A 21,577-nucleotide genomic window follows, 5' to 3' on the forward strand; every position below is an offset into this window, starting at 1 on the left:
ATTTCTATTTTTTGTTCTTTATTAAATTTAGACATAGTAAAAGACCTAAAAGTGTCTCACTTTTAGGTCTCACTTCATAATTGCTTAGTTCTAACTCCTTACTCTTTATCAACAGGATTTGACAAAGAGCCACTTTTTTTAATTTTAGTCTTTTATTTGTATAAGTATTTTTCACAAGCCTCTTTTGGATCCATCCCTTGACGAATCTTAAGTGCAAGCTCAATTGACACGTCAGCAATAATTGATTGCGGATCAATTACGTTATAAGGATGATCTGGCGCCTTTTCTTGCGCTAAGGATAATTCGGTGCATCCCAGCAAAATGACGTTACAATCATACTTATCATGCATTGTCTTCAAGATCTTATGATACAAGTCGTGATCAACAACGCCTTTTTCTTTAATATCTGAATAAATCAATTCATTGACCATCGGCTGAATTTCAGGACCGCCAAGTTCAACTGTTCTGCCAACCTTTTTAATTTCATCGGCATACAAATGGTCATAGATTGAACCTTCCGTAGCAATCAGGCCGATCTTTTTTTCATCAGGATAATTATCCACGAAGTTATGCACCGCGATTCGCATCATATGCAAAAATGGCTTATCAGTAAGTGCAGCCAAATCATCATAAAAATAATGAGCCGTGTTACATGGCATAACTAAGAAGTCTGTCCCTAACTTATCCTGACCTTCAACATCATCTCTTAAATCATAAAAGAAGTTTGGTTTTGAATGGTCTTTAATATAAGCCGTTCTATCTGGAACTTGAGCATCATTAACTAAGATGTAATTCAAGTAATCCTGATCTTTAGCAATCTTAACCCGGTGATTAATTAAACGAACATAACTTTCAGTGGCAATGGTCCCCATTCCACCAATAATGCTAAAGAAATGCTTCATCTGCGTCTTCTACTTTCTAAAGTGTTCATCTTGGCCTTCTAATTCATTAATTACTCGTTGAGCAACTACGATATCTGATGGGTATGGCGTGTTAATTCCGCGAATCTTTTGGAATGCATCTGCACCCTTACCACAGATCAAGACCACGTCATCAGGAGTTGACATAGCAATTGCATCATGAATTGCCTTTTCACGATCTAATTCAATTGTGACATCACACTTAGAGTGATCGATACCTGAATCAATTTCTTCTGCAATGCTCTTAGGATCTTCAAAACCAGGATCATCAGTAGTTAAGAATGCCTTGTCGGCATAAGCAGTCAAGCTTTCACTGAAGCCAGGACGGCGAGAAACACCCTTGTCGCCAGGTGCACCAACAACGACGATGATCTTTGGATCGTTAAATTCCTCGCTCATGAAGCTCATCAAAGCCATCATTGAAGCCTTGTTATGAGCGTAGTCAACTACAACCATCCCGTGATTCTTAGTTCTTTCAGTTTGCATCCGGCCCGGAATAGTTACATTGCGAATGCCCTTAGCACATTCTTCATGGTTAAGGCCAGCAAGACCAGCACCAATAATTGCGGCAGTACCGTTTGATTCGTTAAAGTCACCCAACATCTTCAAAGTATAATCGCCATTGATTGGCAACTTGCGTGCCTTGTCACTAGCGCAGAATAACTTGAAGCGAGTTTCCTTCATATCCAATTCTTGAGAAGCAAATCTAAAGTCAATTGGCACCTTAAGATCAGGATTTTCAAAATCTTCTCTAGCAAATAGGTAAATGCTATCCGGGTTAGTAGTTGTTGTTGCTGCCGCATAAACTTCATTGAAATGAGCAGTTTCTGCATTAATGATACACTTGCGTGAATTTACCAATAATTGCAATTTGCAGTGTAAGTAATCCGCAAAGTTAGGGTGCTCATTTGGACCGATATGGTCCGGACTAATATTCAAGAAGAAGCCCAAATCATAAGTCAAACCAAAGACCCGGTTTTTCTTGTAAGCTTGACTGGAAACTTCCATAACTAAGTGAGTCATCCCGTTATCAACGGCAGTTCTCATGTCACGGAACAAGTCCAAGCTTTCTGGCGTGGTCAAACTTGACTTGAAGCTATCCTCTGGCTTAGGACCAACAACATCATTAACTGATGAGATCAAAGCAGTCTTACCGCCATTTGCTTGGTCAAGCATCCCCTTCAAAAAGTAAGCTGAGGTAGTCTTTCCCTTAGTACCAGTGAAAGCTACGACATACAAATCATCTTGTGGGAAACGGAAGAAGGCTGCTGAAAGAAGTGCCATCGCCTTCGAAACATCACGCACAATTAAAGCGTGCATCCCTTTTCCTTCTGGGTAAGGCTGTTCAGCAACGTAACAATTGGCTCCATTGTCTTTAGCCATTGACAAATAAGTTGGTCTGAAGCCCGCACCCTTACAGAAAAATAATGTGTTAGTTTGAATATCGCGTGAATCGTAAGAAACGTAGTCCATCTTGGTAGCTACTGTATCTTGCACTGCGCTTGACTTGAGCAAGTGATGCTCTTTTAAAATTAATATACAGGTATTTAAGGAAATACTCATCAAATTTCTCCTCGTTGTATTAAAACATTTCAGTCAAAATTATAACACAGCTAGTGTGTTGGTGACGCTTTCTTCGGATCAAGTGGCAAGCGAATAATAAAACTAGTCCACTTTTCGTTTGATTCACAGCGAATCGTACCATGGTGCAAGTCAACTACGCCCTTGGTAATTGACAATCCTAGACCAGTTCCACCAGTTTTGGTATTACGCGAAGCTTCCACCCGGTAAAAACGCTCAAAAATTTTCTTCAGCGATTGCTTCGGAATTGGAGCACCATTATTTTCCACCCGCAATTCTACTTCTCGCTTGTTAACTAAATTGGCCACCAATTTAATCTTGGTTGCGCCGGTCCCATACTTAAAGGCGTTAGAAATTAAGTTATTGTAAACTCGTACCAATTTTTCTGCATCAGCCTTGATCGTCAAATCCTTTGGTCGAGCTTCAATCTCAATATCGATGCCTTTCTTCTCTGCTTCTAGTTCAAAGCCAGCCGCGACTTGCTCTAGCATTGAATAAATGTGCAAATCAGTCAAATTCAGCTTAGTATTGGTTGACTTCAAAGTAGTGTATTCAAATAAGTCATTGGCTAGCGATTTCATCTGCTCAGCCTTAGTATAGGCAATATCGATATATTTTTGCTGGTCTTCTGGCGAAGTCACTCCTGCTTTTAACAAACCTAAATAACCGATAATTGAAGTCAGCGGCGTCCGGATATCATGGGAAACGTTGGTAATCAATTCGTCCTTCGATTGCTCAATTGCCCGCTCTTCATTGATCGAGTTCACGGTACTATCAACTAGGGAATTAATTGAATCCACTACCCGCTGCAAATCTGGCCGTACCCGGAAATTGATGCGGTGGTCAAAGTGACCACTAGCGATGTAGTGCAATTCTGAAATAACGTGACGCAGCTGCATTTGGTGATAGCGCCGAATCAAGCGCCAATACAAAACTACCAAGTCGCCTACGCCCATCAAAATGATAAAGACATTCTGCCAGGACCAGAGATGATAACCCCCGGCAAAGGTGATCGTCTTTTTCAAAAAATAGATACCATTAACGAAACTTTCATCCTGCAGAATTGCCAGGTGAATCAGAATAATAATTGATAGATTTAATAAAAGCAGAAGGACAACTGTGACAACCCCTTCTGCAAATAATTCGCTCTTTTCGGCGCCAGTTAACTTGACGCGTTCTTTTTTCATCTTATGCCTCGACCTTGTATCCTACGCCCCAAACAGTTTGGATGACATCTTCGCCGCCAGTGGCCTTTTGGATCTTGTCTCGCAAGTGGGAAACGTGGACCATCACTGTTTTGGCAGAGACAATTGATTCTTGTTGCCAAACCCGTTCAAAGATTTCATCAGCTGAGAAAACGCGGTTAGGATGGCTAGCTAATAAGTACAAGATTCCGAATTCTAAGGCAGTTAATTGAATATCCTTGCCATCGATTGTCTTCACTTCATGTGAGTCACGGTTAATCACTAATGGACCAACTTCTAAGACATCTGGCTTTTCATTCTTAACTTGCTTTTGGCTTCTACGCAAAAGTGAACGCACCCGAGCCATTACTTCAAGTGGGTTGAATGGCTTAGAAACATAATCATCAGCCCCAGTGATCAAGCCTTGAATCTTGTCCATATCGCCAGTTTTAGCAGAAACGATAATAATTGGAATATCTGAATCTTTTCTAACTTCCTTAATTACATCAATTCCTGACATATTTGGCATCATCACATCCAGAATCATCAAGACGATGTCAGGCGTGGTCGATAACTTTGTAATTGCTTCCTTGCCGCTATAAGCTGCGACAGGTTCATAACCTTCATTTTTAAGGTAGATACTTAATAGTTCTACGATTTCTTTGTCATCATCAACAACTAAAATTTTCACGAGGAATGTTCCCCCTTCTTGTTTATTATTCTCTGTTTTTCTATCTACAGTTTAGCAGATATCATATAGTATATTTTACACATTTTAGAAAAATATACTGATTTCATTACTCTTTTTAAGTAAAAGCTAAAAAATACACTAATTTAATAATATATTGGTACTTATTCCAATTTGTTTATAAATCAAAAAAATAACCTATTCCAATTTTAAATCAGAATAGGTTATTTTAAATATTTTTATTCTATTTACTTTGCCCTGTCATCATGCAATTTAGTTTCCACATAAACGCAGACGATAAACAATAAAGCAAAACAACAAATCTTAGCAGCTGATGCATAATCAAGCATGCTGGCAAAACCGAACAGGATACCATCTGGAACAACCCACCAAGAGCCGATCCAAGAATTAAAAGTATCGCTCACGGTCGCAAAGAATGCGATCAAAATCGTTAATACAAGTAAAACTGAAGTTAAGATCATCCCTGGCCGGCCAAAGTCTTTAAAACCGTGGTCCCAGTAGACCATCAATCCAAGCAGTACCAATAAGATTGATACTAGCCATAGGCTACCCTTTTTCATAATATAGGCCTTCTTTCTGCCTTTATCCTAACACGATTAAGTAGCAGTTACCTCGCTTAACGCTTATTGAATTTCTTTCTTGCCAGTGTAGAGTTCGTAGTAGTACCCCTTTTGCTTAATTAATTCATCATGGTTACCATGTTCAATAATATGACCATGATCAAGGACCAAGATTAAGTCTGAGTTAACAATCGTTGACAGACGGTGAGCAATAACAAAACTAGTTCTACCAGTAAGCAAGTTGTCCATCCCGGCTTGAACCATCTTTTCAGTTCGAGTATCAATACTTGAGGTAGCTTCATCAAGAATCATTACTGGCTCATCGGCAATCATAGCCCGCGCAATTGACAACAGCTGCATTTGCCCTTGTGAAAGGTCGCCGCCGTCACCATCAATCACAGTTTCATAGCCGTGATCAAGGTCATGAATAAATTCATCAGCGTGTGACAACTTAGCTGCTTGGTAAACATCGTCATCACTTGCTTCAGGATTACCAAAGCGGATATTGTCCATAATCGTGCCAGTGAAGAGGTGAGTTTCCTGCAAAACAATGGAAAGTGATCTTCTCAAATCATCCTTCTTAATGTCTTTAATTGGAATACCGTCATAAGTAATCGTTCCGGAATCAATATCGTAGAAACGGTTAAGCATGTTAGAAATGGTCGTCTTACCGGCACCAGTTTCACCAACTAAGGCTACCTTCATCCCCGGCTTGGCATTAATTGAAATATCATGCAAAATTTGGTGACCAGGAACATAGCTGAAGTTAACATGATCAAAAATAATGTGACCACGAACTTGAACCTTCTTGGTTGAGCCATCTTTTTGTGGTACATTCCAGTACCACTTACTGCCAACTTCATCATTTTCCTTAGAAAGAGTAACTGTACCTTGGTCGGCTTCTGACTTTTGATCTTCCAAATTGAAAATTCTTTCTGCACCAGCTAAGGCCATTACGATGGAGTTCAATTGCTGTGAAATTTGAGCAATTGGCATACTGAATTGCTTAGACAATTGCAAGAATGAGCCAATAGCACCAAGTGAAAGTGGAGCCCAACTATTAATTGCGGCAGCACCACCAACAAAGGCGATCAAAACGTAGAGCAAGTTACCCATGTTACCCATGATCGGGAACAAAATTGTAGCGTAAGTGTTAGCATTGCCTGAAGCTTGACGCAATTCTTCGTTATACTTGTCAAAGCCTTCCTTGGATTGTGGTTCATGGCTGAAGACTTTGATAACCTTCAAACCATTAAGCATTTCTTCGTTATAACCGTTGATTTGACCCAGCTTCTTCTGTTGAACTTGGAAGAAGTGACTTGATCTAACCGTTAAGTAACGCACAATTCCAAATGATAAGGCAAAGATAATGAAGGAGAAGACTGTCAATTGCCAACTAAGTGAGAACATAGCGACAACCACGAATAACAAACTCAAAGCTGAGTTAGTAAACTGTGGAATTGACTGTGAAATCATCTGCATCAAGGTATCAATATCGTTAGTATAACGCGACATAATATCGCCAAATTCATTTTGGTCAAAGTATGAAATTGGCAAGCTTTCCATGTGGGTAAACATTTCGTTACGAACACGGTATTGGACCTTTTGTGCCAAAACACCCATTAACATGTTAAAGAGGTAATTGGATAAAAAGCCAATAGCATAGATCCCAAACATTACGGCAATTGCCGTTGCTAAGGGGCCATAATTGGGAACTTTTTCCTTAGTTAAAGGCACAATATAGTTATTGATCAACCGCTCAATGAAGAGTGAACCAACAACGTTGCTGGCAGCGGCCAGCACAATCGTAATCATGGAAACGATGAGCATCCATGGACTTGTACTATTAACTAGCTTGAGCAGGCGTAGCAAAATTTTGGTTCTACTACCCTTAGTTTGATTTTTATCTTTTTCTATTGCTTGATCCAAATTGCTCACCTACTTTCCTTGTTCTTCTTGGAACTTAGCGATTGAACTGTAAAGCTCATTCGTCTTCATCAATTCATCGTGCGTACCAATATCTTGGATTTGACCGCGATCCATAACGATAATCCGGTCAGCATCCTTAATTGAAACAATTCTTTGCGAAATGATAATCTTAGTAGTTTCTGGCATATCTTTAGCCAAAGACGTTCTAATTTGACGTTCAGTACTGGTATCAACAGCTGAAGTTGAGTCATCTAAGATCAAGATCTTTGGATTCTTAAGCAAGGCTCTGGCAATCGTAATTCTTTGCTTTTGACCACCAGAAACGTTGTTACCACCTTGTTCAACTATCGTGTCATAACCATCTGGCATTTCACGAATAAAGCCATCAGCATGGGCAATTTTTGCAGCAGCAACGACTTGTTCATCGGTCGCATTTTCGTTACCCCACTTGAGGTTATCCTTAATCGTTCCTGTGAACAGCACATTCTTTTGTAAAACCATCGCAACGTTATCACGCAAGGTCTTCAAGTCATATGACTTAACGTTATGTCCGGCAACACGTACCGCACCGGAAGTTACGTCGTACAAACGTGGAATCATTGAAACCAAAGTAGATTTTGATGAACCCGTTTCACCAATAATCCCAATCGTTTCACCCGGCTTAATGTGCAAATTGATGTCTTTCAAAGCATCGGTCTTGTCTGCGGGTTCGTACTTGAAGTTAACATGATCAAAGATAATTTCACCATTAGTCAAACGCGTCAATGGCTTCTTAGGATCTTCAATCGTTGGTTCTTCCGTAATTACTGAAGCAATACGACGACCACTGGCACCTGAGATAACCAATTGCGTAGTAATCATAGCTAAAATGTTTAAACTAAACAAAACTGAGTTTGAATAAGTAAACATTGAAATTAATTGACCGGTTTGTAAACTACCGCCTACCACTTCTTTTGCACCGAACCAGCAGATTGCTAACGTTGAAATGTTCAACACAGCAGCAACTACTAATGCATTCAAAGACATAATCTTTTGTGCAGTCGCAAACAACTTGTAAATAAAGCCTGATGACTTCTTGAATTCTTTAATCTGCGGTTGTTCTTGGACATAGGTCTTAACTTCACGAATACCACGTACATTTTCACGCACAACCTGGTTCATTCGGTCATACCCTCTAAAAATCTTAGGAAAGTATGGGTAAGCGGTTTTAATAATCAAACCCAAAGCAATTGCAAAAACCGGTCCTAAAACTGCAAAGATTAATGATAAACGCGGACTAATAATAATTGACATAATAATTGAAACGATGAACATCATTGGTGCTCTAACAGCAATTCTGATGATCATTTGATATGCCATTTGCACGTTGTTAACGTCAGTAGTCAAACGTGTAACTAAACTGGCACTTGAAAAGTGATCAATATTTTCAAAAGAATAGTCCTGCATATGGTAGAACATGTCTTGGCGCAAGTTTGCGGCAAAACCAGCAGCCGCGTGAGCTGAAACATAACTTGCACTAGCGCCTAAGATTAGTGAAACAATGGTTAACACTAATAGTAATAGTCCCATTTTACTAATATAGGACATATTCCCCTTCATAATTCCGTTATCAATCAAAATTCCGACCAAATATGGAATCAGCATTTCAATGATAACTTCACCAATAACAAACATTGGTGAGAGCAAAGACAATTTTTTATATTGCCTAATTGATTTGCTCAATGTTTTGATCATAGAAACCCACCCTTCTATTCTTTTATTCAATCTCGCAAATAAAAAGATAAATGGACCATCTCCATTTATCTTTTTTATCTATATTAAGTTTAAGTATGTGCTTATTTTTACGGAAATTCAATTAACATGCTTGCAAAACAGGTAAATTATTTATGTTGTTGTGGCCTTGGTGCAAATGCGGAACCAACAATATTGTAGTGCTTTCTGAATAAATAACGTACACCATAGGCAGCCGCCGCGATAACGATGTCGGCTACTGCTGGTAAAACTGGGTTGATTACGCGCAATGCTGGGATTTGCAAAATCCACATCCAGACAAACAAAACAACTGCTATAGCCAACATTCTTAAGATCAGCTTAATCAATGAAGGACGTTTACCTTGCTGAGGCATTAGCCAATCATTGTATTTAACCATGAAGATTCCCATTAAAATACCTACACTGGCAATTGTCAGAATCCCCATTTGTGAATTATACGGTTGGTTCTTAGTTTGGAATAATGCAAGGATACCACATAAACCAACAAAAATTGCTAAGTAAAGCAATGCACCATCGACCATTAATTGCCAAGTTGGTGTGGCAATAGGCTTTTTCTTAGGATGAAGCATTTGTTCAGCCTTAATTGCTGGTGAAGCCAAATAAAGACCGTTAGCTGGTTGACCATGACGTTGAGCAATAATGATTTCGCTAAGCAAACTATCAGTCATTTCAACTGCCTCAGCTCGAGAGATTGAACCTTGCTTTTGCAATTCTTTTTCTAAGCGGAAAACATAGTCGCTATTCTTGTTACTCAATTTTTCTCGCAAAACTTTTGGATCTTCTTGCTTAATTTCTTCATCTTGAGTATCAATTTCAGCTTGTTTCTTTAACTTGGCCTGCTTTTCAGTGTTAATTTTGGTTTGATCTTGTTCTTTCTTTGTCTCTTCAGCCATTCTTACTCCTAGACGTTAAATCTAAATTCAATAATGTCACCGTCTTGAACTTCGTAATCCTTACCTTCAAGACGCAACTTACCAGCTTCCTTAACCTTTTGCATCGTTTCAAGCTTGTCTAAGTCATCACATGAAACAACTTCGGCACGAATGAAACCACGCTCAAAGTCTGAGTGAATAACACCAGCAACTTGTGGTGCCTTCATCCCTTCGTGGAAAGTCCAAGCACGGGTTTCAGGACCACCAGCAGTGAAGAAGGTTCTAAGACCTAAGATATGGTAAGCAGCACGAATCAAACGATCCAAGCCTGATTCTTCTACGCCTTCCATTTCAAGAAATTCCTTCTTTTCATCGTCAGCCATGCCAGCGATTTCTTCTTCAGTTGCGGCAGAAATACCCAAGCATTCTGCGCCTTCGCTTTCGGCATGCTTTTTGACGATTTGGTAGTACTTGTCGCTTTCTGGATCAGCCATTGAGTCTTCAGCGATGTTAGCAACGTAGATAACTGGCTTTGAAGTTAACAAGAACAAGCCCTTAACAATCTTTTGTTCATCTTCATTAAAATCGATTGAACGAGCAGCATTACCTTCTTCAAGTACTGGTTGCAACTTGCTCAAAACAGCCATTTCAGCCTTGGCTTCCTTGTCACCTTGTTGAGCAACCTTCTTTACCTTGTTGATTCGGCGGTTAACTGCATCAAGGTCAGCGATGGCAAGTTCCAAGTTAATCGTATTAATATCTTCTTCTGGATCAACCTTACCAGTAACTGAGGTAATGTTGTCATCATCAAAGGCACGAACAACGTGAACGATGGCATCAGTTTGACGAATATTTTCCAAGAACTTGTTACCAAGACCTTCACCCTTGGAAGCACCTTTGACCAAACCAGCGATATCAGTAAATTCAAAGGTAGTGTGAACGATCTTCTTAGCAGGAATTAATTCTTGAATTCTTGCCAAACGCTTATCAGGAACTTCAACCATTCCGACATTTGGTTCAATGGTAGCAAATGGATAGTTAGCCATTTCAGCCCCAGCCTTAGTAATCGCGTTAAACAAAGTTGACTTACCAACGTTTGGTAAACCAACGATACCAGCAGTTAATGACATTTGTTGTCCTCTTTTTCTAAAATCAAATTTTTATTTTTACTTACTTGTCTATTTTATCCAAAATTTGGCCGAGCGATACGATCTTTTGGCACATATTGCTCTTTTTTTGCATTGACCGGATCATTTGCCTTAGTTAAGACCTTTTTTAATTTCCGGTTAAACTCGCTGCGCGGCATCATCACCATATGTCCGCAGCCCATGCACTTTAATTTGATATCAGCACCCATGCGCAAGATTTCCCAATCATTAGTTTGACAAGCATGGGGCTTTTTCATCTGTACTGTATCAGCCAAATTATAAGCAATTTCTTTAGCCATCTAAATCAACACCTAACAAATCAAGAATGCGGTTCAACTCATCAGTTGAAGCAAAATCAATTGACAAATGACCCTTGCCTTTTTGCGTTTCTGAAATATTGACGCTAGAGCCAAACTTATTAGCCAGTTGGCTTTCACTAGCCCGGATGAAGGCCGATTTTTTGACGATCTTTTTGCTGCGCGGTTTTTTAGCGTTCAATTCGCTAACTACTGCTTCAACCTTGCGCACCGGCATCCCTTCCTTGACTACTCGTTTAGCCAAGGCATCGATCTTGCTTTTATCCTTCAGACCAAGCAAAGTTCTAGCTTGACCCATTGATAATTCGCCGTGTTGTAATAAACGCTTAGTCTTGCTTGGCAAGGTCAATAAACGCAAGTAGTTGGCAATATAAGGACGGGATTTGCCCATCCGCTTAGAGACTTCTTCTTGCGTTAAGCCTAAGTTCTTCTGCAACATTTCATAAGCTTGTGCTTCTTCAAGTGGCGTTAAATCTTCACGCTGCAAGTTTTCCAAGACAGCGACTTCCATCATTTGACTTTCATCAAATTGACGGACGATTGCCGGAATTGTCTTTTTCTTTGCTAATTTTGAAGCACGATAACGACGTTCACCAGCAATAATTTCATAGCCGTTAACCGATTTGCGAACGATAATTGGTTGAAAAACGCCGTTTTCTTTAATTGAATCGGACAATTCCTTTAAGCTCTTATCATCAAATTTTTTTCTTGGTTGATAAGGGTTAGGACGAATGTCGCCTAAGTCAAGTTCTTGGACTTCTTCTGCTTCCTCAACTTGTGGTTCATCTTCAAATAAAGCCTCAATACCACGACCTAAGCCGCCTTTTTTTCTAGGCTCTTTACTTCTTGAGTCTCTTGCCATGAGCTTTTAACACCTCTTTTGCTAAATCATCATATACCTTGGCACCACGTGATTTTGGTGCATATTCTGTAATTGGTTGCCCATAACTTGGAGCTTCAGCCAACTTAGTAATCCGAGGGATGATGGTCTTATAAACTTTTTTACTAAAGTAAGATTGAACTTCTTTGACCACTTCAGCACCCAAATTAGTTCTGGCATCCAGCATTGTCAATAACACGCCTTCAACGCCCAAATCTTTATTAAAGTGCTTTTGGACCAAGCGAATGGTATTCAAAAGTTGACTAAGACCTTCCATCGCATAATATTCACTCTGAACGGGAATCAAAATTGAATCAGATGCTGTAAAAGCATTGATCGACAATTGTCCTAGTGATGGTGGACAATCAATAAAAACGAAGTCGTATTGGTCACTGATTGCATCCAAAGCTGACTTCAAACGTGTTTCCCGCGCCATCATTGAAATTAATTCCGTTTCAGCACCAGATAAGTTAATTGTGGCTGGAACCATATCCAACTTAGCAGTTGAAGTATGGTGAATCGTATCTTGAATAGGAATTTCATCAATCAAAACATTGTAAATGTCCTGGTCAATCTCTGATTTTTCAATTCCTAAACCAGAGGTGGCGTTACCTTGTGGATCGATGTCCACAATTAAAACGCGATAACCACGGTCGGCAATTGAGGCTGCTAGGTTAATAGTAGTCGTAGTTTTACCTACGCCACCTTTTTGGTTAGCAACCGAAATTACATTTACCATATTGTTCATCCTTCCTATTACTTCCTTTTCAATTCAATTGTAATCTTATAATCATCTGGATCTTTATTTTCAGTAACTTTAACTTTAATACCAGAATCCTTAGCCAGTTTAACCGCCTTTTTAATGGTGTTAATTTGCACCTTTAAATCTTTTGGCATGCGGTTGACTACACGTTTAGTTTCCTTAGCCTTCTTAGATTCAGGGTTAAAGTAGGCATCAACATCCTGCACAATTTCTTCAGTCTGCTTAACGTTTAAGCCCTTAGCTTCAATTTCGGCCAAAACACGGTCTTGATCTGCACTGTTCAAATTAAGCAAAGCTCGACCATGACGCGCGGTAATTTTACCATCAATTAAAGCCTGTTGCACTTGATCATCCAGCTTTAACAAGCGCAATTTATTAGCCACATATGACTGCGACTTGCCCATGTCCTTAGCTAAAGCTGTCTGAGTCAAATCATTTAATTTCATTAAATTAGTATAAGCTTTGGCTTCATCAATTGGATTCAAATCTTCACGCTGCAAGTTCTCAATTACAGCCAAAGAAGCCGCTTGCTCATCACTCATATTATTGACAATTGCCGGAATGGTCTCCCAGCCTAAGCTTTTAGCTGCACGAAAACGCCGCTCTCCAGCAATAATCTCATATTGTCCCTCTTCGCCAGCTTCGCGAACGACAATTGGCTGAAGCAAACCATCTTTATCAAGCGTTGCGGCTAATTCCTTGATTGAATCATCAGAAAATTCGCGCCGTGGTTGATAACGGTTAGGAACGATCTTGCTCAACTCAAGATCTTGAATTTGCTTATGCTTAGGAGTTTCATCATCGCGATGCATAAAAGAAAATAATGACATATTATGCCCCTTTCTGCTTAATGAATCGGTTTGCGCCGTGGGGTACCTGCTTGACGTGGATACTTCTTTGGCGTCGGTTTAACTTTTTGAATTAAGACTAAAGTTCGTTCTTCTTCACTTTCAGGCAAAGTCAATTCCTCTTCCTTAATTAACTTGCCGCCGAGCACTTCAAGTGCTTTTTTACTATCATCTAATTCATCTTCAGCCTTTGGCCCTTTAAGTGCAACAAAATAGCCACCTTTTTTTACTAAAGGCAAGCAATATTCACTGAGCACACTCATTCTGGCCACTGCTCGTGCAGTAACTAGGTCAAACTTTTCGCGGTAAAGCTTATTTTGCCCAACATCTTCAGCACGGCCATGAACTAGCTCTACATCCTTAAGACCTAATTTATCAATTAAATTCTGTAAAAAGGTTAAACGCTTAGCCAAAGAATCAACAATAGTAACCTTCAATCCTGGCTTTAAAATCTTTAGCGGAATTGAAGGAAATCCTGCACCAGCACCAACATCACAAAGCGTCGCCCCATCCTTAAAGACATCGCCAAAGGTAAATAATGGCGTAAGACTGTCAAAAAAGTGCTTGAGATAGACTTCGTTTTCTTCAGTGATGCGAGTTAAGTTGACATGCTCGTTAACTTCAATCAAATAATTAAAATATATTTTAAATTGTTCTATTTGTTGATCAGTTAATTTAAAATTATGTTTTGATAGTTCTAAAATAAATTTTTCAGGATTCATTTTTCACCCGTGAAACCGTGTTTCACACTTCTAAATTTAACGTAAACTGCATTGATTAGTAAAGATATTTCATCCTTTCAATTATGAAGTATTTTCAGCTAATCGTCAAAGTTTTGCCGCTTGTAAAATAGGGTATAATAAGGCGCAAAGGAGTTAAAAATATGATTGTTACTTTAATTGTTTTAGCTTACTTAGCATATAAAACATATTTGGGTTATAAAACGGGCTTTACTCGCTATATCATTGGTTTAATTTGTTCAGCCATTGTCTTCATGGTAGCTATTTTTATGCAAAATCCATTTGGTAATTGGCTTTATACGCAATTCACCGGCGAAATGATTCGCAGCAATTCGACGACCAACGTTGAATTAATGATCGCCCGCTTTGTTGCCTTCTTCATTATTTTCTTTGTTGGTAAAATGATCATGAAGATCGTCAAGACCTGGATTCCGGCTAAAAATCCGCATGCAACTAACTTAGGCAGTATTCTCGATAATGTCTTAGGAGCTTTGGTCTCCTTAATCGCTAGTTACTTCGTGGTTTATGTGGTCTTATCAATGTTTAATGCTTTGCAAAATCCTTGGTTTATGCAGCAAACGATTGATTCAAGCTTCTTGCGGTTCATTATTTACAACACGCCAGGTCTTTCTAACGGGGTCTTCAATAATATCTTCAATATCGGTAAGACGGTTGGATAAAAATAGATATGGAAATAAAAACAGTGTTTCGCAGTGTTTTGCAAATACTGTTTTTTGTTGGCTTTGCTGACTTATATCGACCACCACAAAAAATAAAAAACGCCGCTCAATTTTATAACTTTGACAGGTCATTGAGTAGCGTTAATCGTAAAATATAACTCTTTGTCACCGCTCTTAAAGCGGGCTGATTGGGTCCTTCGGGGCCCTTATTCTTTATCTATATAGCATATCTAGCTAATTATCGAAATTATCATATTCAATATGCTCATCGTTATAAACAAAGATCGCACCAATTCGGTCGGGGTCATCATGCCAGCCTTTTACCGATTTACCAGCAAAGAATAATCGTTTGCATTCAATCTCGGCTTCAACTGAAGTTCTAGTAAAAGTGGTGACTCCGGCTAAGTCAGTTTTTACTGGATAACCAGTTCTAGGATCAATTAAATGATGATATTTTTTCCCATTAACAATCAAATAGCGTTCATAAGTGCCGCTCGTAACGGCTGAACATTCAGGCACCATCACTGAAGTAATATTGTCGCCCCGCGGCTCTTTTGGGTCTTGCACGCCAATCGACCATTGACCGCTAATTCTTTTTGGCGAATCACCAACTAATAAAATATTGCCGCCTAAATTGATAATCCCCGCTTCAACGCCATAAGCGCGCCACAAATCACGAATTCGATCAGCAATCCAGCCCTTGGCAATTCCGCCTAAGTCGAGTTCCATGCCCTTCATTTTAAGAAAAACAGATTGATTACTATCGTCTAAAACCACTTTGAACGGATCTGTTAATAGCATCTTATCCTGAATTTCTTCATCTTTAGGAACATGAGCCCCTTTAAAGCCAATATGCCACAATTTAACTACTGGCCCGATCAGTGCATTAAAGCCAAAATTCTCGCGGCTTTTTTCAACGGCCAACTTAACTAAGCCATATACCGCGCTAGAAACCTGAACCGGATGATCGCCAGCAGCGTGGTTAATATCCATCACTTCAGATTCATCCCGATTAACGGTAAAGATATCCTCATAATGATCAATCAAATCAAATGATTTCTGTAACAAGCTTCGATCTTGAGTGCCAAAAATTTGCAGTGTAATTGAAGTTCCTAGAGCATGATGGTTACCAACAACTTGCTCTAATGCTAAATCTTTAATCATAATTACTTCTCTTCCAAATATAAATCGCGCAACGCTTCACGTAAGTCTGGCGTTACACCAATTTTTTCTTGCAAATAATTATCAAGTCCACCAAAGTTTTGCTCAATTGCAATTAAGGCTGTATCCAAAAACGCATCAGAAACTGAACCCAAAATCCGCATGTTTGCCCGGAAGCAAAGGTTCTCGCCTTCTGCTTGCATTTGCTGGTCTCTTCTAGCGCGATAATTATTAAGCATGTAATTTGAGTACAGATAGTCTTGTCTGATCGTTTCCATGTCTACGCCAAGTAAATAAAGAATAACTACGGTCACTAAGCCCGTACGATCTTTACCTTCTGAGCAGTGGTACAAGACAGCGCCTTTTTCAGTATTAGCTAACAACTCTAAAATTTCATGCAAGCTATGTTGAGCATGTTCTTTTAAAACATGGGACTTATAACGCTCGCACATCATGCTAAAGCCAGCATACTGGTCCTGACGATAAGTTGCAAAAACTTTGGTTAAATCCTTTTTACCGCCTTTAGTATTATCATCAACCGAAATTGGAATATTGTAGTGCTCTACACCCTCAAGCTTGCTGTCAGGGCAGTGATCACATTCAGCTGGCGAACGTAAGTCAATAATTTTAGTTAAACCATAATTGTGCAAAAATTCGCGATCATGGTCAGTAATCCTGCTAATTTTACCTGTTCTCAATAAGCGCCGCATTTTCACTTTGCGGCCATCAGCGCCAACATATCCGCCTAAGTCACGCGGATTACAAACTTTTTCTAGTGGTAAAATGTTTGGTTTCATTTAATTCATCTCTTTATTTAGTAGTTTTGATAAAAAAACCGGATAGTGTCCCTATCCGGTAATTTTACTATCACGTAGCAAGTCACGCAAAAATTATTTATTTGCTTGTTCAATAAATTTAATAAAGTTAGCCATCATTGCGTCTAATTGTTTGATGTAAGCTTCATTAGTTAAAGCACCAGTTTCTTTATCAAAACTGCTTGCAGCACCACCGATTAAGATTTCATTACCTGGCAAAACAATTGCACTCATATCTGGTGAAAGCAAAATTTCACGTGCATCTTCTTGAGCACGACTTGAGCCTTGAATACCATATGAAGTACCAACAACTGCAGCTGGCTTCATCTTCATGACATTAGGACCAGCATGTGAACCCAACCATTCAAGCGCACTCTTTAATGCGGCTGGAATTGCGTGATCATATTCTGGTGTTGCCAAAATGATTCCATCAGCATTCTTAACATCTTCGATCCACTTCTTAGTAACCTCATCAGGCTCATCAGTCCTGCAGAAAGGCTTAAGTTGATCAATTTCTTTAACTTCAATATCAGCTTGATCTGCGTAGCGCTTAGCAATAAATTTTGCTAAAAAACGATTGAAAGAAAATGGAGCGTTTGTACCAACAACTGCTAAAATTTTCATTTAAATAAGCCCCCTACTTAGTAAGTTGTGCATACCAATCATCAACTTCATCAAAGAAGTGATTCAAAAACTTAACTGTACCGGCATCAACCAAGTCGCCCTTCTCGTCAAATTGCTTTGGAGCTGAACCCATCATGAATTCATCACCAGCAAAAACGTGAGCGCTGAAACCTGGTGCACCTAAAATACTCTTTAAGCGACTTTGAGAACGGGAAGCACCTTGAGGCATTGGTGAAGTTGATACAATCACAACTGGCTTACCATGAAATGGGTGTACAGAACTAGAAAGCCATTCAAGTGCGCTCTTTAAGGCACTTGAAACTGAGTGTTGTTGTTCTGGTGAAGCAATTAAAACCATGTCCGCATCTGCAACTTGTTTGCCTAAGGCCAATACACTAGCAGGTGCATCAACGCCTTCTTTATACATTGGCAAACCTTTAACTGTGGCCAATTCAAAGTCATACTTATTATTCAAATTTTTGATAATGACTTTAAGTAATTTTTCGTTAAATGAGTTATCGGCGTTTGAACCCGATAAAGCTAATACCTTCATAAAAACCACCTTTCGAAAATCCTCTTAAGTATCATTATAAACTAATGTCACCTAATTTAAGCCAATTTGTTTTTTATAACAACAAAGAAAAAAACGCCTTCATAGTGAAGACGTCTTTCTCTGATGAAAAGCACAAATGATTGGTGAAATCTCTATGCCAAGTTATCCTTAAGCGAAGCTTCGTCGTCGGCAGCAAACATTGGACTTTCTTGAGTTTCGCTAAGACGATCGTTAAGCATAGCATCGTGGATTTGAGCGTTCAAAACATTGACGATTTGGTTTTGAGTGAAACTTGCGATTTCATTAACAACCAAAGCAGCCATCCCTGTAGTAGAAATCCAGTTAGCAACTACAATGTCACGAATCTTTTCGTCATCGTAATCAACTTCAGGATATTGTTCCTTGAACTTCTCAGTTCCTAATTCCATCAAAGTATCAGCAATAATTTTGCTACCAAATTTGCCATCAACAAACATTGCTCTAAATAAGTTAACATGAGTTTGAGCAAAATCAATGTATGATAAATCTAAGTCAATTAAAGGCTCGCCAACAAACTTTTGTTGTAAAATGTGAGCTCTTAAATCATCAGAGATTCTTCTCAAAACTTGATTACGAAGATCGTTCATGTTGTCAAATTCTAGATACAAAGGCTGGGTTGAAAAGTGACCTGCCTTAGCAATGCTACGAGCAGTTAAGCCTTCAATACCATCCTTGATTGCCATCTTGTAAGCTGTATCTAAAATCTTGTCTTTACTAATTTCCTTTTTTCTTGCCATTTTAATGCACCTCAATCATTATTTATAAGTTGTGCTTTTCAATACACCTGTTATCTTTTCTTCATGCTTATAATATATCCAAAAAATAACAATTTCAAGTCTTATACACTAACTTATTAAAAAATATTATAATCGCTTAAATAGCGATGAGCCGTTGTCTCCTGTAAATTGATCATAATGTGATGACACTATTTCAATAACTGCTTGTTTATCCAAGCCTTGTGCAGCACAAAATGAAAAGAATGCAGCAGATAAAATATAACCACGTTCACGGTCATCGGTCAGATTATCAGAGAATTTCATATTAATCGAATGATCCTCATAATCTGTTGTTAATTCGATTTTTTTATTTTCTGGTTTGCTACTCATTTTTATTGCAACCTCTTTTTTTGTCCTAAAACAAATATAATATAAATCTTAAAAATTTCTATTATAATTATATTACAAAACCTAAAAAATTAGAAAGCGTGTTTTTATGGAAAATTCAGTTGGGCGCTCATCATGCACCTCAATCTTAATCGGAAAGCAGGCATCTCTTTCCGGCAGCGTCATTATTGGTCGTAATGAAGATGCAAAAACTGCTTGGCCAAAGCACTTGGCTTTTAACCCGCACCAAGATAACGTGCAGGATAATCATTTTAAATCAAAAGATAACAAATTTGAAATGGACTTACCTGCTACCCGTTATGCTTATTCTTCCACTCCAGAATGGACTGACAAATACGGTGTGTTTGAAGAAGATGGCATTAATGAACATCATGTGGCGATGAGTGCAACCGAAAGTGCCTATGCTAATGACCGGGTCATGGCAGTTGATCCCTTTGACACTGAAAAAGGCATTCTAGAAGAAGCCATGGTAACAGTCGTTTTACCATATGTCAAAACGGCGCGTGAAGGTGTTCAGCGTTTAGGTGACATTGTTGCAAAACACGGTGCCGCTGAAGCAGACGGCATTCTCTTTAGTGATCCCGATGAGGCTTGGTATATGGAAATCGGCTCAGGTCACCAATGGGTTGCCCAAAGAATACCAGATGATTCTTATGCAGTTGTTGCCAACCAATTAGCCATTCAAGCTGTTGTCTTTGATGGTAATGATTTTATGTATTCAAAAAATCTAAAGGAATTTGTTTATAATAATAAATTATGGCCAAAAGACGTTGTCTTTAACTGGCGAGAAATCTTTGGTACACATGACGATAGCGACTTGCACTACAATACGCCTCGCGTTTGGATTGGTCAAAAATTATTAACGCCATCTGTTGAACAAGATCCGCAATCCTTTGACTTACCTTTCATCAGAAAACCAGATAAGCCAATCGCAATTCAAGATGCCCAAGCAGTTTTGAGTAATCACTACCAAAATACACCTTATGATTTAACCAATCCTAAGAATAAAAACAATGCAACATTTAGACCAATCTCCGTAGCCACAACGCAAGAATCACACTTACTTGAATTAAATGGCGAGGATATGACTCACTGGTTAGCTATGGGGGTTGTCGCACAAAGCGTTTATGTGCCATTTTATCCACAAGGAACTAAAGTTCCTACTATGTACAAGTATGGTAAGGAAACTTACAGCAGCAACTCTGCTTATTGGGTATTTAAGCTAGCTAGCACGTTAGCTGATCGCGACTGGAGTACATACGGTACAGATCTAGCCAATGCACAAAGTGCAGCACGTGAGAAGACTACACGTCTGCGTTATGAATATGATCAAAAATTAGCTAAAGAAACTGATCCAGCCAAGAAGACTGACTTAGTCAATGAAGCCAATGAAAAAATGGCTAAGGCAGCTATCGATATCTTCAGAGAATTATCTGCCAAGTTAATTACTAAGCAAACCGCTGCTTCACCTTTGCGCTTCAAGATGGATCCTAACTTATAATTCATGAAAATACCTAGCTCTAATTTAGAGCTAGGTGAAGTTAACCCCCAAAGTTGAACATAAAAGTTCAATTTTGGAGGTTTTTGTTTTGGGTCAACTACCCTAGACTGAAGTCTAGGGTAGTTGACGACTAAATAACTATTTTAGCGATACAAGGATAGAAGCAAGCAATAAAATATAAAAAGGCTCCAAATTGGAGCCTTTTTATATGAAGTTAAACACTTTCTTACAGTTAATCATTCACTGCTACAGTAGAATTAACTCCTTTTTCAGTTTTCTTAACTTTAATGCCCATTCGTACAGCTACAAACAAGACAGTTGCTTCTACTGCTAACAAAACAATTAAAGCATAACATACATCACCCATACCAGAAATTGTCGTAAAAATAGTAGTCATTACTGGAGCTGAAGCCATGGCACAAGTATTTAACAAGCCCATGGTTGATGCTAAAATTTTATGTTCAGCTGGGTAGTTGCCCCCAGTGAAAAAAGAAGCCTTACCAGTTGCGATGGTAAGGCTTTTTGAGTACGCTTGAATACTCTAATTACTTCGTTGCTATTTTTTTGATTATAGCATGGTTTAGTAATTTATTCATGCGTAGGGCACAACAAATAAGCCTATTCCGTAACACATTTAAAACCGCTTAATTACACAGAGACTGCATTATTAGTTCTATTTTCTAGATCTTCGATGACCTAATTCTGCATTTTTATTTGTGTCTTTATAAGCCTTGTGATAGATTTCATCAACCGTTAACTTATGAATACAAATACTAAATTTGAAACTGTCAAATCTTTTGTGTAAATAGATCTTTCTCGTAAATTGATTTTTTAATTATTTATTTAATCAAAGTAG

Annotated in this window: 22 protein-coding genes and 1 pseudogene; 2 read left to right on the forward strand and 21 right to left on the reverse strand. The window is 38.8% G+C overall.

Annotated elements, in window-relative coordinates:
- Positions 1-152 precede the first annotated feature (152 nt).
- From Q0Y84_RS10485 to rsmG, 14 genes are all read right to left on the reverse strand, one after another.
- On the reverse strand, positions 153-902 hold the full coding sequence (locus Q0Y84_RS10485; RefSeq protein ID WP_297953369.1) for an amino acid racemase: 750 nt from the start codon (positions 900-902) through the stop codon (positions 153-155).
- A 9-nt stretch (positions 903-911) separates the two neighbouring features.
- Positions 912-2,483 (reverse strand): UDP-N-acetylmuramoyl-L-alanyl-D-glutamate--2,6-diaminopimelate ligase, encoded by a 1,572-nt coding sequence (locus Q0Y84_RS10490; RefSeq protein WP_297953371.1) that lies wholly within the window; start codon positions 2,481-2,483, stop codon positions 912-914.
- Between the two features lie 50 nt (positions 2,484-2,533).
- A complete protein-coding gene (locus tag Q0Y84_RS10495; RefSeq protein ID WP_297953373.1) occupies positions 2,534-3,688 on the reverse strand; it encodes a HAMP domain-containing sensor histidine kinase in 1,155 nt (384 codons plus the stop codon).
- A 1-nt stretch (position 3,689) separates the two neighbouring features.
- Positions 3,690-4,376 carry a response regulator transcription factor gene (locus tag Q0Y84_RS10500; protein WP_297953375.1) on the reverse strand — a complete coding sequence of 229 codons (687 nt, stop codon included), beginning with the start codon at positions 4,374-4,376 and terminating at the stop codon, positions 3,690-3,692.
- Between the two features lie 245 nt (positions 4,377-4,621).
- Entirely contained in the window at positions 4,622-4,954 is a 333-nt protein-coding gene (locus Q0Y84_RS10505; protein WP_297953377.1) for a hypothetical protein, read from the reverse strand.
- A gap of 63 nt (positions 4,955-5,017) precedes the next feature.
- The gene (locus Q0Y84_RS10510) at positions 5,018-6,883 is read right to left on the reverse strand and encodes an ABC transporter ATP-binding protein (protein ID WP_297953379.1); all 1,866 of its coding nucleotides are present in this window, start codon (positions 6,881-6,883) and stop codon (positions 5,018-5,020) included.
- Positions 6,884-6,892: 9 nt separating this feature from the next.
- Positions 6,893-8,617: an ABC transporter ATP-binding protein gene (locus Q0Y84_RS10515; protein ID WP_297953381.1), complete on the reverse strand. Its 1,725-nt coding sequence runs from the start codon at positions 8,615-8,617 to the stop codon at positions 6,893-6,895.
- Positions 8,618-8,763: 146 nt separating this feature from the next.
- A complete protein-coding gene (locus Q0Y84_RS10520; protein ID WP_297953383.1) occupies positions 8,764-9,549 on the reverse strand; it encodes a DUF1129 family protein in 786 nt (261 codons plus the stop codon).
- 8 nt (positions 9,550-9,557) lie between these two features.
- Positions 9,558-10,658 carry a redox-regulated ATPase YchF gene (gene ychF / locus Q0Y84_RS10525; RefSeq protein ID WP_297953385.1) on the reverse strand — a complete coding sequence of 367 codons (1,101 nt, stop codon included), beginning with the start codon at positions 10,656-10,658 and terminating at the stop codon, positions 9,558-9,560.
- A 53-nt stretch (positions 10,659-10,711) separates the two neighbouring features.
- Complete coding sequence (locus tag Q0Y84_RS10530) at positions 10,712-10,975, reverse strand: DUF951 domain-containing protein (protein ID WP_297953387.1); 264 nt, start codon at positions 10,973-10,975, stop codon at positions 10,712-10,714.
- The gene (locus Q0Y84_RS10535) at positions 10,968-11,855 is read right to left on the reverse strand and encodes a ParB/RepB/Spo0J family partition protein (protein WP_297953389.1); all 888 of its coding nucleotides are present in this window, start codon (positions 11,853-11,855) and stop codon (positions 10,968-10,970) included. Before Q0Y84_RS10535 ends, Q0Y84_RS10530 begins: the two co-directional genes overlap by 8 nt.
- The gene (locus Q0Y84_RS10540) at positions 11,833-12,612 is read right to left on the reverse strand and encodes an AAA family ATPase (RefSeq protein ID WP_297953391.1); all 780 of its coding nucleotides are present in this window, start codon (positions 12,610-12,612) and stop codon (positions 11,833-11,835) included. The genes Q0Y84_RS10535 and Q0Y84_RS10540 overlap by 23 nt, the downstream gene beginning before the upstream one ends.
- 17 nt (positions 12,613-12,629) lie before the next feature.
- Positions 12,630-13,466, reverse strand: coding sequence for a nucleoid occlusion protein (gene noc / locus Q0Y84_RS10545; RefSeq protein ID WP_297953393.1), 837 nt, complete (start codon positions 13,464-13,466; stop codon positions 12,630-12,632).
- Positions 13,467-13,483: 17 nt separating this feature from the next.
- Complete coding sequence (gene rsmG, locus Q0Y84_RS10550; protein ID WP_297953395.1) at positions 13,484-14,206, reverse strand: 16S rRNA (guanine(527)-N(7))-methyltransferase RsmG; 723 nt, start codon at positions 14,204-14,206, stop codon at positions 13,484-13,486.
- Between the two features lie 161 nt (positions 14,207-14,367).
- Here rsmG and Q0Y84_RS10555 point away from each other — a divergent pair, with 161 nt between their 5' ends.
- Positions 14,368-14,904, forward strand: a complete 537-nt coding sequence (locus Q0Y84_RS10555) for a CvpA family protein (protein ID WP_297953397.1) — start codon at positions 14,368-14,370, stop codon at positions 14,902-14,904.
- Between the two features lie 234 nt (positions 14,905-15,138).
- Here the strand turns inward: Q0Y84_RS10555 and Q0Y84_RS10560 are convergent, their stop codons facing one another.
- From Q0Y84_RS10560 to Q0Y84_RS10585, 6 genes are all read right to left on the reverse strand, one after another.
- Positions 15,139-16,068 (reverse strand): FAD:protein FMN transferase, encoded by a 930-nt coding sequence (locus Q0Y84_RS10560; protein ID WP_297953399.1) that lies wholly within the window; start codon positions 16,066-16,068, stop codon positions 15,139-15,141.
- Between the two features lie 2 nt (positions 16,069-16,070).
- Positions 16,071-16,862 carry a tyrosine-protein phosphatase gene (locus Q0Y84_RS10565; RefSeq protein WP_297953401.1) on the reverse strand — a complete coding sequence of 264 codons (792 nt, stop codon included), beginning with the start codon at positions 16,860-16,862 and terminating at the stop codon, positions 16,071-16,073.
- 93 nt (positions 16,863-16,955) lie between these two features.
- Positions 16,956-17,504, reverse strand: coding sequence for an NADPH-dependent FMN reductase (locus Q0Y84_RS10570; RefSeq protein WP_297953403.1), 549 nt, complete (start codon positions 17,502-17,504; stop codon positions 16,956-16,958).
- A gap of 13 nt (positions 17,505-17,517) precedes the next feature.
- Positions 17,518-18,057, reverse strand: coding sequence for an NAD(P)H-dependent oxidoreductase (locus Q0Y84_RS10575; protein WP_297953405.1), 540 nt, complete (start codon positions 18,055-18,057; stop codon positions 17,518-17,520).
- Between the two features lie 152 nt (positions 18,058-18,209).
- Positions 18,210-18,833: a TetR/AcrR family transcriptional regulator gene (locus Q0Y84_RS10580; protein ID WP_297953407.1), complete on the reverse strand. Its 624-nt coding sequence runs from the start codon at positions 18,831-18,833 to the stop codon at positions 18,210-18,212.
- A gap of 126 nt (positions 18,834-18,959) precedes the next feature.
- On the reverse strand, positions 18,960-19,202 hold the full coding sequence (locus Q0Y84_RS10585; protein WP_297953409.1) for a hypothetical protein: 243 nt from the start codon (positions 19,200-19,202) through the stop codon (positions 18,960-18,962).
- A gap of 106 nt (positions 19,203-19,308) precedes the next feature.
- Between Q0Y84_RS10585 and Q0Y84_RS10590 the strand changes: the two genes are divergently transcribed.
- Positions 19,309-20,721: a C69 family dipeptidase gene (locus tag Q0Y84_RS10590; RefSeq protein ID WP_297953411.1), complete on the forward strand. Its 1,413-nt coding sequence runs from the start codon at positions 19,309-19,311 to the stop codon at positions 20,719-20,721.
- A 232-nt stretch (positions 20,722-20,953) separates the two neighbouring features.
- Here Q0Y84_RS10590 and Q0Y84_RS10595 read toward each other — a convergent pair.
- Positions 20,954-21,184: pseudogene (locus Q0Y84_RS10595) on the reverse strand (MFS transporter); the annotation flags it as partial.
- Positions 21,185-21,577: the final 393 nt, after the last annotated feature.

The organism is uncultured Lactobacillus sp. (assembly GCF_947367125.1).
GTDB lineage: Bacteria > Bacillota > Bacilli > Lactobacillales > Lactobacillaceae > Lactobacillus.